Origin of the sequence: Pseudarthrobacter scleromae (genome assembly GCF_014644515.1) — a bacterium.
Taxonomy (GTDB): Bacteria; Actinomycetota; Actinomycetes; order Actinomycetales; family Micrococcaceae; genus Arthrobacter; species Arthrobacter scleromae.
This window is the reverse complement of sequence record NZ_BMKV01000003.1, coordinates 38580-53384: the sequence shown is the minus strand read 5'-3', so window position 1 is coordinate 53384 and position 14805 is coordinate 38580. Positions and strand designations below refer to the sequence as shown.

The following is a 14805-nucleotide window of genomic DNA, read 5'->3' as shown; positions in this document are numbered from 1 at the left end:
GCTAGGCCTTGCGGATGAGCTTGTAGTTGGAGGCCTGCGCCACCGGCCGGATGACGATCTGGTCCAGGTTGACGTGGTGCGGAGCGCTGACCGCATAGCGGACCACGTCGGCGACGTCGCCGGCCGTGAGCGGCTTCTCCACGCCCTGGTACACCTTGTCCGCTGCCTGCCGGTCACCAAGCCGGTTCAGGGCGAACTCCTCGGTCTGGACCAGCCCGGGTGCCACTTCGATCACGCGGACGTTGTGCTCGGCTTCCTCCAGGCGCAGTGCCTCCGTCAGGGCACGCTGGGCGAACTTCGCCGCGTTGTAGCCGCCACCGCCCTCGTACGCCGCCAGCCCGGCGGTGGAGGTCAGGTTCAGTATTGTCCCTTCGCCGTTGGCCCGCAGCATGGGCAGGAACGCCTTGATGAGTTTCATGGTGCCCAGCACGTTCACCCGGTACATCCACTCCCAATCCCCGGTGCTGGCGGAGCCGATGGTGTCCGCGCCCCTGGCGCCGCCGGCGATGTTGACCAGCGTGTCGATTCCCCCCGCCTCGGTCACCTGCGACACAAGCCGGGACACGTCGTCGTCCTCGGAAATGTCGGCGGGGAGCGCGACGGCGCCGGTCTCCTTCTCCAGTTCGGCCAGGCGGTCTGCGCGGCGCGCCACGGCAAACACCTTCCAGCCGTCCGCCGCCAGGGCGCGGACAGTGGCCTCTCCGATTCCGCTGCTCGCGCCGGTCACTAAAGCTGCCTTCTTCTGCGAAACGTCAGTCATGGCACCACCATAGCGGGACGGCACGAGGGACGACGCCGACTTTCCCGCCAGGGGGAACTCGCGCCCGGCGCCGCAGCGGGCGGGCGGACAGGCCCGGACATGAAACAATTGGCACATGGCTGAAGACACGCAGGGTACAGACACGCCCACCACCGCCCCCATCAACGTTCCGGACAAGCCGGCCCTCGAAGGCCTCGAAGCTGCCCTCACGCAGCGGTGGCTGGCCGAGGGGACCTACAAGTTCGACCGGGAAACCACCCGGGACAAGGTCTACTCGATCGACACTCCCCCGCCCACGGCGTCCGGATCGCTCCACGTGGGGCACATGTTCTCCTACACCCAGACGGACGTGCTGGCACGCTACCAGCGGATGACGGGCAAGAACGTCTTCTATCCGATGGGCTGGGACGATAACGGCCTGCCCACCGAACGCCGGGTGCAGAACTTCTACGGCGTCCGCTGCGACCCTTCCATCCCGTACAACCCCGACTACCGGCCGCCGGCGCAGCCTGCGAAGAACCAGCGGGACTTCGACGTCGTCTCCCGCCGCAACTTCATCGAACTGTGTGAAGAGCTGGCCGTTGAGGACGAGAAGGTCTTCGAAAACCTTTTCCAGACCCTAGGCCTGTCCGTGGACTGGGAGCTCACTTACCGCACCATCGACGACAACTCGCGGGCAGTGTCCCAGCGCGCCTTCCTGGCCAACCTGGCCGCGGGCGACGCCTACATGGCAGAGGCACCCACGCTCTGGGACGTCACGTTCCGGACCGCCGTGGCGCAGGCGGAACTCGAGGACCGCGAGATGCCCGGCGCCTACTACCGCTACCCGTTCTTCACTGAGGACGGGGAGAAGATCTACATCGAGACCACCCGTCCGGAACTGCTGGCGGCCTGCGCCGCCCTGGTGGCGAATCCCGACGACGAACGGTACCAGCCGCTGTTCGGCAAGAAGGTCACATCCCCCCTGTTCGGCGTGGAGGTTGAGGTCAAGGCGCATCCGCTGGCGAAGGCGGACAAGGGCTCCGGCATCGCCATGGTGTGCACGTTCGGTGACCTCACGGACGTCACCTGGTGGCGCGAACTGCAGCTGCCCACCCGGGCCATCGTGGGCCGCGACGGACGGATCGTCAGCGAGGCGCCTGAGTGGATCACCACCGACATTAGCCGCGAAGCCTTCGCCGCGATTGCGGGCAAGACCGTCTTCAGCGCCAAGGAAGAAGTGGTGAAGCTCCTGACCGCCGCCGAACTGCTCGAGGGCGAGCCCAAGAAGATCATGCACCCCGTGAACTTCTATGAAAAAGGCGACAAGCCCCTTGAAGTGGTCACCTCCCGCCAGTGGTACATCCGCAACGGCGGCCGGGACGAGGACCGCCGCGAACGCCTGATCGCACGCGGGCACGAGATCGACTTCCACCCCGCCTTCATGCGCTCGCGCTACGAGAACTGGATTGCCGGCCTGAACGGCGACTGGCTGGTGTCCCGCCAGCGCTTCTTCGGCGTGCCCATCCCGGTCTGGTACCCGCTGGATGCCGACGGCAACCCGGACTACGACTCCCCCATCGTCCCGTCCGACGAGCAGCTGCCCGTGGATCCGGCTGCGGACGCAGCTCCCGGGTTCGACGAATCCCAGCGCGACGTTCCCGGCGGCTTCACGGGCGACGCGGACATCCTGGACACCTGGGCCACGTCCTCCCTCACGCCCAAGATCGTTGGCGGCTGGAAGCGCGACGAGGACCTCTTTGGCAAAGTCTTCCCCTTTGACGTCCGCCCGCAGGGCCACGACATCATCCGGACCTGGCTCTTCTCCTCCGTGGTCCGCGCGGACGCCCTGGAGAACAGCGCCCCCTGGAAGCACGCGGCCATCTCCGGCTGGATCCTGGACCCCGACCGCAAGAAGATGTCCAAGTCCAAGGGCAACGTGGTGGTACCCACCGACGTGCTGGAGGAGTACGGCTCCGATGCCGTCCGCTACTGGGCTGCCTCCGCAAAGCTCGGAGCCGACACGGCCTACGAGATTGCGCAGATGAAGATCGGCCGGCGCCTGGCCATCAAACTGCTGAACGCATCCAAGTTCGTCCTGAACCTGGGCGCCACGGAAGACTCCGTGCTGTCCACCGACCTTTCCGTCCTGGCCAATCCGCTGGACCGGGCGGTCCTGGCGCAGCTGTCGGAGGTAGTGGCCCAGGCCACCAAGGCCTTTGACAACTACGACTACGCACGGGCGCTGCAGATCACGGAAAGCTTCTTCTGGCAGTTCACGGATGACTACGTGGAGCTGATCAAGGACCGGGCCTACGGCGCCGCCGGTGAGGCCGAACAGGCTTCGGTGCTGGCAGCACTGGCCACCACCCTGGACACCCTGCTGCGGCTCTTCGCGCCCTTCCTGCCCTTCGCCACCGAAGAGGTGTGGAGCTGGTGGCGCAATGGCTCCGTCCACCGCGCCCAGTGGCCCGCACCGCTGGATGTCCCGGGCGGCGATACCGCCATGCTCGCAACAGTTGGGGTGGCCCTCAGCGGCGTCCGCAAAGCCAAGTCCGAAGCGAAGGTCAAGCAGCGCACCGAGGTCCTTACTGCGACCATCACGGCGCCGGAAGCACTGACCGCGCAGCTGCAGGCCGGCCTGGCTGACCTGAAGGCAGCCTCCAACGCCCGCGAGATCATCCTGGCGGTAGGCGAGGGCGAGCTGAGCGTCAGCGACGTGGCACTTGCTGCGACGGAAGAGCCGGCGAAAGCGTAGCGCACGTCCGGCCCTGTTTCAGGGCAAAGGGGAAGCCCCATCAGCGTTTTGCCGTTGGTGGGGCTTCGACTTTTCGGCCATCCGGTGACGTCTTGATGGTCTGGCAGGATCCTCTGAATCTTCAGGTCTTCCTACCACGTCACTGGTAGCTTGCATCTGGCTTTGCCGATGGCTGCGTCAGATGACATATCACTGAATCTTTGGTTCCTGCGTCCCTCTTCTTTCGAAGTGGGTAAGAACCATTGTTGTCCTGCCCACCGGCAAGCGCAAGAGCCCCGGTAGAACTACTTGGTTGTAGTTCTACCGGGGCTCTTGGAGCCCTGCCGTGCGGGCCGGGCGGACCAGGCCTAGGTGAACTCGGGCCGTTCGGTGCGGCTGCGCTTGAGCTCAAAGAAGTGCGGGTAGGCGGCAATGGCTGTGGTGGCGTCCCACAGCTTGCCGGCTTCCTCCCCGCGGGGAATCCTGGTGAGCACGGGACCGAAGAACGCGGTTCCGTTAAAGGCCACGACCGGAGTTCCGACGTCCTGGCCCACCAGCGAGATGCCCTCCTGGTGGCTCGCCCGGAGCTGGTCGTCGAAGGCGTCCGTGGAGGCGGCCGCGGCAAGGGTGGCGGGAAGCCCGCAGTCGGCAAGCGCTTTGGTGATGACCACGTCACGGTCCTGCTCGCCGGATTCGTGGATCAACGAGCCCATGGCATCGTAGAGCGCCTTGACTGTTGCATCTCCATGCTGCTGCTGCGCTGCAATGATCACACGGACCAGGCCCCAGGCGTTGTCCATGGATTCGCGGTAGTCAGGTTCAAGGTCGCGGCCCTCGTTGAGGACCGCCAGGCTCATGACGTGCCATTCCGTTTCGATATCGCGGACGCCTTCCACTTCGCCGATCCAGCGGGAAGTGATCCAAGCGAAGGGGCACAGCGGATCGAACCAGAAATCGGCCTTGTTCTTCACGGAATTCGTCATGGGGCATTCCTTCGCTGGTTTCCGTGGCGCAGGGATGCCACGGTGTGTTCGGGGGTGGTGCGGGGTGTCGGCGCCGAGCCGGTACAGACCGTCCCGGGACTGGCTGGTCGGGGACTGGCTGTTCAGGGACTAGCCATACGGACGAATCAGGCAGACTTACGGCGTTTGGTGACGTGCGGGACGATGGTTGGTTCGGCACCCTTCAGGACAACGTCCTCCGTGATGACCACGCTGGCAACGTCCTCGCGGCTTGGGAGATCGAACATCACGGGCAGCAGGACTTCCTCCATGATGGCGCGCAGCCCGCGGGCGCCCGTCCCGCGCTCCAGCGCCTGCTCGGCGATGGCGTCCAGGGCGGTGTCGTCAAACACGAGTTCAACGCCGTCTATCTGGAACATCTTCTGGTACTGCTTCACCAGGGCGTTCTTGGGTGTGGACAGGATCTGGATCAAGGCGTCGCGGTCCAGGTTGGACACGGTGGTGATGACAGGCAGCCGGCCGATGAATTCGGGAATGAGGCCGAATTTCAGCAGGTCTTCCGGCATCACCTCCCCGTAGGAGTCCACCTTCTTGCTTGCCTCGTTGAGGGGGGCTCCGAAGCCGATACCCTTCCGCCCGGACCTGGATCCGATGATCTCCTCGAGGCCCGCGAAGGCGCCGGCAACGATGAACAGCACGTTGGTGGTGTCGATCTGGATGAATTCCTGGTGCGGGTGCTTCCTGCCACCCTGGGGAGGAACGGAAGCAACGGTTCCCTCAAGGATCTTCAGCAGCGCCTGCTGGACGCCCTCGCCCGAGACGTCCCGGGTGATGGAGGGGTTTTCGCTCTTGCGTGAAATTTTATCGATCTCATCGATGTAGATAATGCCCTGCTCGGCCTTCTTGACGTCGTAGTCAGCGGCCTGGATGAGCTTGAGCAGGATGTTCTCCACATCCTCGCCCACGTAGCCGGCCTCGGTCAGGGCCGTGGCATCGGCGACGGCAAACGGGACGTTCAGCCGCCGTGCCAGGGTTTGGGCCAGGTAGGTCTTGCCGCAGCCTGTAGGCCCGATCAGGAGGATGTTCGACTTGGCGATTTCGACGTCGTCGTGATGCCCGCCATCGGCAAGGCTCCCGGACTTGGGTGCGTGGCCGGCCTGGATGCGCTTGTAGTGGTTGTAGACCGCGACGGCGAGGGAACGCTTTGCGGGCTCCTGGCCGATGACGTATTCCTGCAGGAAATCAAAGATCTCGCGGGGTTTGGGGAGTTCGAAGCTCCCCAGATCGGCAACTTCCGCGAGTTCCTCTTCGATGATCTCGTTGCAGAGCTCAATGCATTCATCGCAGATGTAGACACCGGGCCCGGCAATGAGCTTGCGCACCTGCTTCTGGCTCTTTCCGCAGAAAGAGCACTTCAGCAGATCCGTGCTCTCGCCAATCCGAGCCATATGTGAACCCCTTAGTATCTTGCTGCCAGGCAGCCTCGCACCGTTGCTGGAATCTTCACCAGCCTGCATGGACCGGTTGTGACAACATCCACTCTAGGTCACATTAGCTTCCCAGGGTGGAAGGAAAAGGCCGGTGGGGCCAATTGATTGGCCCCACCGGCCCATTACTTTACCGCTACCTGGTGATTGCCTGCGGTTTGATCTTGCGGGAATCCAGGACCTGGTCGATCAGGCCGTACGTCTGGGCTTCCGCGGCCGTGAGGATCTTGTCGCGCTCGATGTCGTTGTTGACCTGCTCCGACGTCCGTCCGGAGTGGTGTGCCAGCGTGTCCTCGAGCCAGGAGCGCATGCGCATGACTTCGGCAGCCTGGATTTCGAGGTCCGAGGCCTGGCCGCCCTGGCCGCCGGACAGGGCCGGCTGGTGGATCAGGACCCGGGCATTGGGCAGGGCAAGGCGCTTGCCGGGAGTACCTGCCGCCAGCAGGACCGCCGCGGCGCTTGCAGCCTGGCCCAGGCACACCGTCTGGATCTCCGGGCGGATGTACTGCATGGTGTCGTAGATGGCCGTCATGGCGGTGAAGGAACCGCCCGGGGAGTTGATGTACAGCGTGATGTCGCGGTCCGGGTCGGTGGACTCCAGGACCAGCAGCTGGGCCATGACGTCATCGGCGGAGGCATCATCCACCTGGACACCGAGGAAGATGATGCGGTCCTCGAAGAGCTTGGTGTAAGGGTCCTGGCGCTTGAAGCCGTACGGTGTGCGCTCTTCGAACTGGGGCAGGACGTAGCGGCTGGTCGGGAGGTTGCCGGCAGTCGATCCGAAGTTGTAGGTCATTTTTTGGTGCTCCTGATCTAAGTGTTCTAAATGCCGGGTTACTTCTCGGATGCTGACTCGCCGGATGTTCCGTTGGCAGTTCCGCCGCCACCGGACACCGAACCGGCGTGGGCGGCAATCTTGTCGAAGAAGCCGTACTCAAGCGCTTCGGTCGCCGTGAACCACTTGTCACGGTCGTTGTCCTTGAGGATGGTCTCAACGGTCTGCCCGGTCTGCTCGGCAGTCAGTTCGGCCATGACCTTCTTCATGTGAAGGATGAGCTCGGCCTGGATCTTGATGTCAGAGGCCGTGCCGCCAATGCCGCCCGACGGCTGGTGCATCAGGACACGGGCGTTCGGGGTGGCGTAGCGCTTGCCCTTGGTGCCGGACGAGAGCAGGAACTGCCCCATGGACGCAGCGAGGCCGGTGGCAACCGTCACGACGTCGTTCGGGATGAACTGCATGGTGTCGTAGATGGCCATGCCGGCGGTCACGGAGCCGCCCGGTGAGTTGATGTAAAGGTAGATGTCCTTTTCCGGGTTCTCTGCGGACAGGAGCAGCAGCTGCGAGCAGATGGCATTGGCGTTGTCGTCACGCACCTCTGAGCCGAGCCAGATGATCCGCTCCTTGAGGAGCCGGTTGTAGATGTAGTTGTCCTGGGCTGCAGGATCGACGGTCGCCATCCGGGGGGACTCTGGGTGCTGTGACATGTGTACTAACCTCTCGCTGGTGACGGTGACATCACTGAAAATCACTACTTGGACACTAACCGGTTTCACCGGCGTTTTGTTCGCGCAGCCGCGGCTGTTCGCTGACGGCGCACGATCGGCCGGGAAGGTCCGGCAGCGGCCGGATTTTAACGCGAAGGGCCCCCGGATCGTGTGATCCGGGGGCCCTTCGGCGGCGCGTCCTAAAGCCTAGGCCTTGGCCTCTGCCTTGTCTTCGTCAGCTGCGGTCTCTTCGGTTTCAGCTTCAACAGCCTCGGCTGCCGGGGCTTCCTCTTCGCCGCCGGGGCGCACGAAGTCGCTGAGGTCGACAGCCTTACCCTCGGTGTCGGTGACCTCGGCCTGGCCGAGGACAACAGCCAGCGCCTTGCGGCGGCGGACCTCGGAGACCATCATGGGCACCTGGCCGCTCTGGTCGATGATCTGGGCGAACTGGTTCGGGTCCATACCGTACTGGCTTGCCGTGGTGACGATGTAGTCGATCAGCTCGTTCTGGCTGACGTTGACTTCTTCCTTCTCGGCAATGGCGTCGAGGATGATTTCGTTCTGGAAGGCACGGGCCGTGTTGGCCCGGACCTCTTCGCGGTGCTCCTCGGTGTCGTGCTCACCTTCACCGTGTCCGTTGCCCTCCTTGAAGTGGGCCTCGAGCTGCTCCTCGACAACGGAGTCCGGGACGGGAACCTCAACGAGCTCAACGAGCTTGTCCAGGACCTTGTCGCGGGCCTCGACGCCCTGCTCAACAACCTTGGAGTCAGCGGCCTGCTTGGCCAGGTCTTCACGGAGTTCGGCCAGGGTGTCGAACTCGGAAGCAAGCTGTGCGAAGTCGTCGTTTGCCTCGGGGAGTTCGCGCTCCTTGACGGCCTTCACAACAACCTTGACCTGTGCCTCTTCGCCGGCGTGGTCGCCGCCCACCAGGGTGGTGTTGAAGATGGCGTCCTCATCGGCGCTGAGGCCGGTGACGGCTTCGTCGAGTCCGTCGAGCATGGTGCCGGCACCAACCTGGTAGGACAGGCCCGCGGCGGAGTCAACCTCTTCGCCATCGATGGTGGCGGTGATGTCGATGGTGAGGAAGTCACCGTCGGCAGCGGGACGCTCGACCGACTTGAGCGTGCCGAAGCGGCCGCGCAGTTCGTCGAGGGCCTTGTCCACGTCTTCGTCGGACGACTCGGCGGCTGCAACCTCAACCTTGATGCCGGCGTAGTCCGGGAGTTCGATCTCGGGGCGGACATCCACCTCGGCAGCGAACTTCAGGCCGCCGTCGGTAGCCGACGGGTCCGGAACCTCGGTGATCTCAACCTCGGGACGGCTCAGGGGGCGGATGCCGGATTCCTGCACGGCAGCCTGGTACCAGCCGTTGAGGCCTTCGTTGATGGCAGTCTCCAGGACGTAGCCGCGGCCAACGCGCTGGTCGATAAGCTTTGCCGGTACCTTGCCCTTACGGAAGCCAGGGACCTGGATCTGCGAAGCAACGGTCTTGTAGGCCGAGTCGATGCTGGGCTTCAATTCCTCAAAGGGGACCTCAACATTGAGCTTGACCCGCGTGGGGGTGAGGTTCTCGACAGCGCTCTTCACGGTCTAAGTACTCCTGGGTTTGTGGGATGGGTTTCTGCAAACGCAATGTTCTGCCCAGGCCAACAGGTCCGGGCCGCAGAGTCGGGGTGACAGGATTTGAACCTGCGACTTCCTGCTCCCAAAGCAGGCGCTCTAGCCAAGCTGAGCTACACCCCGTAAGTGCACAGGCAAGTCTACGGTCATACGCGCCGAGTTTGCACATTTGACACGTAGGCCATGGATTAGGTTTAGTTGTATCCGGCTTGAACAGCCAGCCCGAAGTCGCAGGCCTGCTAATGTTGCAGATGCAGCTTCTTCCGGGGACGTAGCTTAATGGTAAAGCCTCAGTCTTCCAAACTGATTACGCGGGTTCGATTCCCGTCGTCCCCTCCAGTAATAAAGGCCCCTCAACTGAGGGGCCTTTTTCATGTTCGAAGGACGACGGCACCGGCAAGCCGTCGTGGGGCGTCCTGAGGGCTCAAGTGCCGCAATCCACGGAGGCGGACGGCGTGTCCGTGTCGAAGTGCCCCAGTAAGGTCCGCCCCCGAAACGCCGGCGCCGTGTTCAGGCCTGGCAGGACGGGCACCAGTACAGCTTGCGGCCCACCAGTTCTGCGGCCAGCACCGTGGTGCGGCAGACCCGGCAGGGCAATCCGTCACGCTTGTATACAAAATGCGCGTTGTCCCGGGCGGGAAAGGTGCCGCTTTTCAGTGCGGCGGCTTCGGCCGCGGGTTTGGCCGCCGTGCCGTTTCCCGTCCAGTAGCGGGGTGTCGTGGTGATGATCCTGCCGTCGGCGACGCCGTCGTTCATCACGGAGACGACGTCGCGCCACAGCTTCCGTGCCTCACTGTCCGCAAGGTTACTGCCCGGCAGCCAAGGGTCCAGCCGCCGCCGGAACAGGACCTCCGCACGGTAGACGTTGCCCACGCCGGCAATGATCTTCTGGTCCATCAGGAGTGCGGCCACGGGTGCCTTGCGGCTGTGGAGGTTCGCGGCGAAACGCCCGGAATCGCCCCGGCGGTTGACCAGCGGATCCGGCCCCAGCCGGGCCCGCACCAGGTCAGCCTCGGCCAGGGTGATGGCTTCGCACGTGGTGGCACCCCGGAGGTCGGCCCAGCCGTTCGAGGCGGCAAGCCTGACCCGCACGGCGCCCACCGGTGCCGGCGGACCAGCGTAGGCACCGTCGTCGTTTCCGTCCGCGAAGGTCTCCTGCTCCCCCACGCGGCGCGGCGCTCCGATGCTGGACGATCCGGCGAAAGTGCTGTCGCCGCCGAAGCTCCAGGCCCCGTACAGCCCAAGGTGCACGTGCAGCACCAGGGCGTTGTCGAAGTGCAGGAAGAGGTGCTTGCCGTGCGCTTCGGCCGCGAGGAGCGTGTGCCCGTCCAGCAGCGCAGCACCTGCGCTGAACCTGCCCTGCGGACTGGACACATTGAGCCGCCGGCCGCCGAAGACGTCCCCGAACTGCCGCGCCAGCCTGCGGACGGAATGCCCTTCAGGCACTACTCGATAACCTCGCCGGTTGATTCGTAGGCGGCGATCTTGCCGATGCGGCGCACGTGCCGTTCGTCATTGCTGAATGGCTCCGTCAGGAAGGCCTCAATGAGCTCGGTGGCTTCCGCCACGGTGTGCTGGCGGCCGCCGACGGCAACAACATTGGCATCGTTGTGCTCGCGCGCCAGGACGGCGGTGGAGTGGTTCCAGGCCAGGGCGGCACGAACGCCTTTGACCTTGTTGGCGGCAATCTGCTCACCGTTGCCCGAGCCGCCGAGCACGATGCCGAGGGCGTGGACGCCTGCCTGCTGGTCCGCAACCACCGCAAGGGCGGCGTTGATGCAGAACGACGGGTAGTCATCCTGTGCGTCGTAGGCCTTGGGACCGTGGTCCACCACCTCGTATCCCTTGGCGGACAGGTGCTGCACCAGGTGGGCGCTGAGCTCCATGCCTGCGTGGTCGGTGGCGATATGGACCCGCGGGAAGGCAGGGGAAGAAGTCACGAGCAGAATCCGTTCGGTTGGGGCGCCGGCAGCCGGCCGGGACGGCGCAGGCCAGGGTCAGGACAACAGGGTCAAGGATACTAGGACTCCGGCTGGGAGGCTGGTGGCTGGCCGCCCCCTCCACGGCGTGCCCTTGCGGCAACACGGGTCAGGACTTCAGCCAGCCTGGCAGCGGACGCGGGGCTGCCGCCGCTCACCGCGAGGCGCTGGCCATCAGTTTTGCGGACGACGACGGCGGGGCCGCTGCTGACGAGCATGGCTGAGGTCCCGCCGTGGTGCCGGTAGCCCCACCCGCCATAGTCTGCCGCCTTCACATCCGCCGCGGTGGCGCCGGAGATGGCTCCCGCCGGCACGTTCATGACCGGCACGATGCCGGCCAGGAGGACCTTCAGGCCCTGCCGGTCGGCTTTGATCCGGGCGAACAGGAAAGCGGCGCCCACCACGGCGAGGAGCACCAGGAGCATCCCAAGCCAGGGCACGGCGACCGTGATCAGCGCGGAGGGAAACAGCGACGCTATGGCGATCATGATGAAGACCGAACTGCGGGCATGCACCCAGAGGCGGATGCTGTCCCGCGCCAGGTCCGGGTCCGCTTCCCTGGCGAGGGTGAGCTGGAGCGCGCGGTCATCGTCAAGAGACCACTGCTGGTCGGCCTTGAAAACAAAGGCGATGATGACGCCCAGCGCCACGGCCGCACCGCTTCCCAGCGCTAGGACCGTCATGTCCACATGGGATTCCCGGGCATCTGCCAGCCCTGCCTGCCCCACCAGGCCGGCAGCGACGACGCTGGTGACAAAAAGGCTGAGGAACAGTCCGGCACCCATCATGATCCGTCGCATAATGGCGGGCCTGTTGAGGCTCACAGCCTGGGAGAGGACCAGCCAGCCCGCCGCCACGATCGCCGCCGCCCCCACCCCCACATAGGTGCCGAACGGCGCGAAGGCCGCGGCGCCGTCGTCCGTCCACCTGACGGCGAGCGGCTCGGGAAGGTCCGGCCGGATCAGGAAGGCGCACACCACAAAACCGGCGGCAAGGACCACCGGAAACCCTGCGGCGAAGCGCAGCGCCCTGGCGTCCACCGAATCCATAAGCTTGCCCATGATCCAACGCTACTCCGGCTGTAGGCACCTGGCGTCCTGACTCTTTCCCCGTCCGCTGTGAGCCGCGCTACGTTTCCGGGGGTGAAGGAATGCAAGAATGAGCAGTGCCGCCGCTGGGCACCGCCAGCTGCGCAGACGCAATCTTTCTGGAGGGCCCTGTGCCAGGTATGAATCTCACGCGAGTTGAAGCCAATGAACGTGCCAAACTGATTTCCGTCGAGTCCTACGAGGTCAGCCTGGACCTGACCCGGGGCGGAGACGTCTTCGGCAGCACCACCACCGTGAAGTTCAGCGCCAGCCCCGGGTCCTCCACCTTCATAGACGCCATCACCTCCGCCGTCCACAGCGTCACCTTGAACGGCAGAAGCCTTGATCCCGCCACCGTGGCCGACGGCGTCAGGATCCAGCTGCCGGACCTCGCGGAGCAGAACGAGCTCACCGTCGTGGCCGATGCGCCCTACATGAACACCGGTGAGGGCCTGCACCGCTTCGTGGACCCGGTGGACAACGAGGTCTACCTGTACACCCAGTTCGAGGTTCCGGATTCGCGCCGGATGTTTGCCGTGTTCGAACAGCCCGACCTGAAGGCGGCGTTCACCTTCACGGTCACCGCGCCCTCGCACTGGGACGTCATCTCCAACTCCCCCACGCCCGCACCCCTGGAGACCACGCCCGGGGACGACGGCGGCGCCCGTTCCGTCTGGTCCTTCTCCCCCACGCCGAGGCTGTCCTCCTACGTCACGGCGCTGATTGCCGGCCCCTACCAGTCCGTGCGCAGCGAAGTGGTGAGCTCCGACGGACGGACTATTCCGCTGGGCGTCTTCGCCCGGAAGTCGCTGATGCAGTACCTGGACGCCGAGAACATCTTCGAGCTCACCCGCCAGGGCTTCGCATTCTTCGAGGCGCAGTTCGGCTGCCCCTACCCGTTCGAGAAGTACGACCAGCTGTTTGTTCCGGAGTTCAACGCCGGCGCCATGGAAAATGCCGGGGCGGTGACCATCCTGGAAGGCTACGTCTTCCGCAGCAAGGTCACGGAAGCCCAGATAGAACGCCGAGCCATCACGGTGCTCCACGAGCTCGCCCACATGTGGTTCGGGGATCTGGTAACCATGCGCTGGTGGAACGACCTGTGGCTCAACGAGTCCTTTGCCGAATACATGTCACACCTCGCGGCGGTGGAGGCGACGTCCTTCACCAGCGCGTGGACCACCTTCGCCTCCGTGGAGAAGTCCTGGGCCTACCGCCAGGACCAGCTGCCCACCACGCACCCGATCTTTGCCGAGATCAACGACCTGCAGGACGTCGAGGTCAATTTCGACGGCATCACCTACGCCAAGGGAGCCTCCGTCCTCCGCCAGCTAGTGGCCTGGGTTGGCCCGGAACAGTTCATGGCCGGGGTGCGTGAGTACTTTGCCAAGCATTCCTGGCAGAACACCGAGCTGAGCGACCTCCTGGTGGAACTGGAGAAGGCGAGCGGCCGCGACCTTGACGACTGGGGCCGGCAGTGGCTGGAAACCGCCGGCGTGAACACCCTGAAGCCGGAGCTTGAAGTGGACGGCGGCGGCGTGCTCACGTCCTTCGCGATTGTGCAGTCTGCGGTGGAGGAGTGGCCCACGATCCGGCCGCACCGCCTGGCGGTGGGTTTCTACAACCTCAACGGGTCCGGCAAGCTTGAGCGGGTGCACCGCGAGGAGCTGGATGTCGACGGCGGACGCACCGAGGTGCCCGGGCTGGTGGGGCTTGCCCGGCCGGACCTGATCCTGGTCAACGATGACGATCTCGCCTACGCCAAGGTCCGGCTGGACGAAAAATCCCTGGCAACAGCCACGGCCCACCTGAAGGACTTCAGCCAGAGCCTGCCGCGGACGCTGGTCTGGAACTCGGCCTGGGACGCCGCCCGCGACGGCGAGACACCGGCACGGCGGTACGTTGACCTGGTCCTCGCCAATGTGGCGGCAGAGTCTGATTCCTCGGTGATCCTGGTCCAGCTCCGCCAACTGGCCACCACCCTGAATTTCTACGTTGCGGAGAAGCACCGCGAGGCCACCGCGGTGGCAGCCGCGGACCGGCTGTGGGACCTGGCGTCCGGAGTGGCCGGCGGATCCGACGCACAGCTCCAGTTCGTCAAGTCCTTTGCACTGCTGGCCCGCAGCGGGTCCCAGCTGGACAGGGTGGCGGGGCTCCTGGACGGTTCGGCCACCCTGGAGGGACTGGCCGTGGACCAGGACCTGCGCTGGGAACTGGTGGCCTCGCTGGTGGCCGGCGGACGCCTCGGCCAGGACGGGATTGACGCCGAACTAAAGCGCGACAACACCTCCAGCGGCCAGAACGCCGCGGCCCTCGCCAAAGCTGCCATCCCCACCCCCGAAGCCAAGGCGGAGGCCTGGGACTCCATCGTGGTCAAGGGCGAACTCTCCAACGCGCTCCAGGGTTCAGCGGTCACGGGCTTCATGCGGGTCCTGGACCGCACCCTGCTGGAGCCGTACGCCGAGAAGTATTTCGAGGCCGTGCCGGGCATCGTCGGAGCCCGCACCCACGCACTGGCCCAGCAGATCGTCGTCGGACTCTACCCGGCCCTGCTGACCACCCAGGCGACCGTTGACCGTACGGACGGCTTCCTGGCGGCGCTTCCGCCGGCGAGCGCCGCGCTGCGGCGGATGATGCTGGAAAACCGCGACGGCGTTGCCCGGGCACTGCGCGCCCGCGCGGCTGATGTCCTCCCGGGCGAGGCGTAG

The 14805-nt window shown here is 65.1% G+C and carries 11 protein-coding genes and 2 tRNA genes; 3 read left to right on the top strand and 10 right to left on the bottom strand.

Going from position 1 to position 14805, the window contains the following annotated elements; all coding sequences use genetic code 11:
- Position 1 precedes the first annotated feature (1 nt).
- Positions 2-760, bottom strand: coding sequence for an SDR family oxidoreductase (locus IEX33_RS08350; protein WP_188729325.1), 759 nt, complete (start codon positions 758-760; stop codon positions 2-4).
- A 115-nt stretch (positions 761-875) separates the two neighbouring features.
- Here IEX33_RS08350 and valS point away from each other — a divergent pair, with 115 nt between their 5' ends.
- Entirely contained in the window at positions 876-3497 is a 2622-nt protein-coding gene (valS, locus tag IEX33_RS08345) for a valine--tRNA ligase (protein ID WP_188729323.1), read from the top strand.
- A gap of 347 nt (positions 3498-3844) precedes the next feature.
- Here the strand turns inward: valS and IEX33_RS08340 are convergent, their stop codons facing one another.
- The 6 genes from IEX33_RS08340 to IEX33_RS08315 form a co-directional block, all read right to left on the bottom strand.
- Positions 3845-4459, bottom strand: a complete 615-nt coding sequence (locus IEX33_RS08340) for a mycothiol-dependent nitroreductase Rv2466c family protein (protein WP_188729321.1) — start codon at positions 4457-4459, stop codon at positions 3845-3847.
- A 146-nt stretch (positions 4460-4605) separates the two neighbouring features.
- Positions 4606-5886 (bottom strand): ATP-dependent Clp protease ATP-binding subunit ClpX, encoded by a 1281-nt coding sequence (gene clpX / locus IEX33_RS08335; protein ID WP_188729320.1) that lies wholly within the window; start codon positions 5884-5886, stop codon positions 4606-4608.
- A 175-nt stretch (positions 5887-6061) separates the two neighbouring features.
- Positions 6062-6721: an ATP-dependent Clp protease proteolytic subunit gene (locus IEX33_RS08330; protein WP_188729318.1), complete on the bottom strand. Its 660-nt coding sequence runs from the start codon at positions 6719-6721 to the stop codon at positions 6062-6064.
- A gap of 38 nt (positions 6722-6759) precedes the next feature.
- Positions 6760-7383 carry an ATP-dependent Clp protease proteolytic subunit gene (locus tag IEX33_RS08325; RefSeq protein ID WP_188730089.1) on the bottom strand — a complete coding sequence of 208 codons (624 nt, stop codon included), beginning with the start codon at positions 7381-7383 and terminating at the stop codon, positions 6760-6762.
- A gap of 234 nt (positions 7384-7617) precedes the next feature.
- Entirely contained in the window at positions 7618-8997 is a 1380-nt protein-coding gene (tig, locus tag IEX33_RS08320; protein WP_188729316.1) for a trigger factor, read from the bottom strand.
- An 81-nt stretch (positions 8998-9078) separates the two neighbouring features.
- A tRNA-Pro gene (locus IEX33_RS08315) sits at positions 9079-9153 on the bottom strand.
- A 142-nt stretch (positions 9154-9295) separates the two neighbouring features.
- Between IEX33_RS08315 and IEX33_RS08310 the strand changes: the two genes are divergently transcribed.
- Positions 9296-9369, top strand: a tRNA-Gly gene (locus IEX33_RS08310).
- Positions 9370-9540: 171 nt separating this feature from the next.
- Here the strand turns inward: IEX33_RS08310 and IEX33_RS08305 are convergent.
- From IEX33_RS08305 to IEX33_RS08295, 3 genes are all read right to left on the bottom strand, one after another.
- Entirely contained in the window at positions 9541-10476 is a 936-nt protein-coding gene (locus IEX33_RS08305; RefSeq protein WP_188729314.1) for an Fpg/Nei family DNA glycosylase, read from the bottom strand.
- Positions 10476-10970: a ribose-5-phosphate isomerase gene (locus IEX33_RS08300; protein ID WP_104186080.1), complete on the bottom strand. Its 495-nt coding sequence runs from the start codon at positions 10968-10970 to the stop codon at positions 10476-10478. The genes IEX33_RS08305 and IEX33_RS08300 overlap by 1 nt, the downstream gene beginning before the upstream one ends.
- Positions 10971-11050: 80 nt before the next feature.
- Positions 11051-12070, bottom strand: a complete 1020-nt coding sequence (locus IEX33_RS08295; RefSeq protein WP_188729312.1) for a hypothetical protein — start codon at positions 12068-12070, stop codon at positions 11051-11053.
- Positions 12071-12237: 167 nt separating this feature from the next.
- Here IEX33_RS08295 and pepN point away from each other — a divergent pair, with 167 nt between their 5' ends.
- Positions 12238-14805, top strand: a complete 2568-nt coding sequence (pepN, locus tag IEX33_RS08290; RefSeq protein WP_188729311.1) for an aminopeptidase N — start codon at positions 12238-12240, stop codon at positions 14803-14805.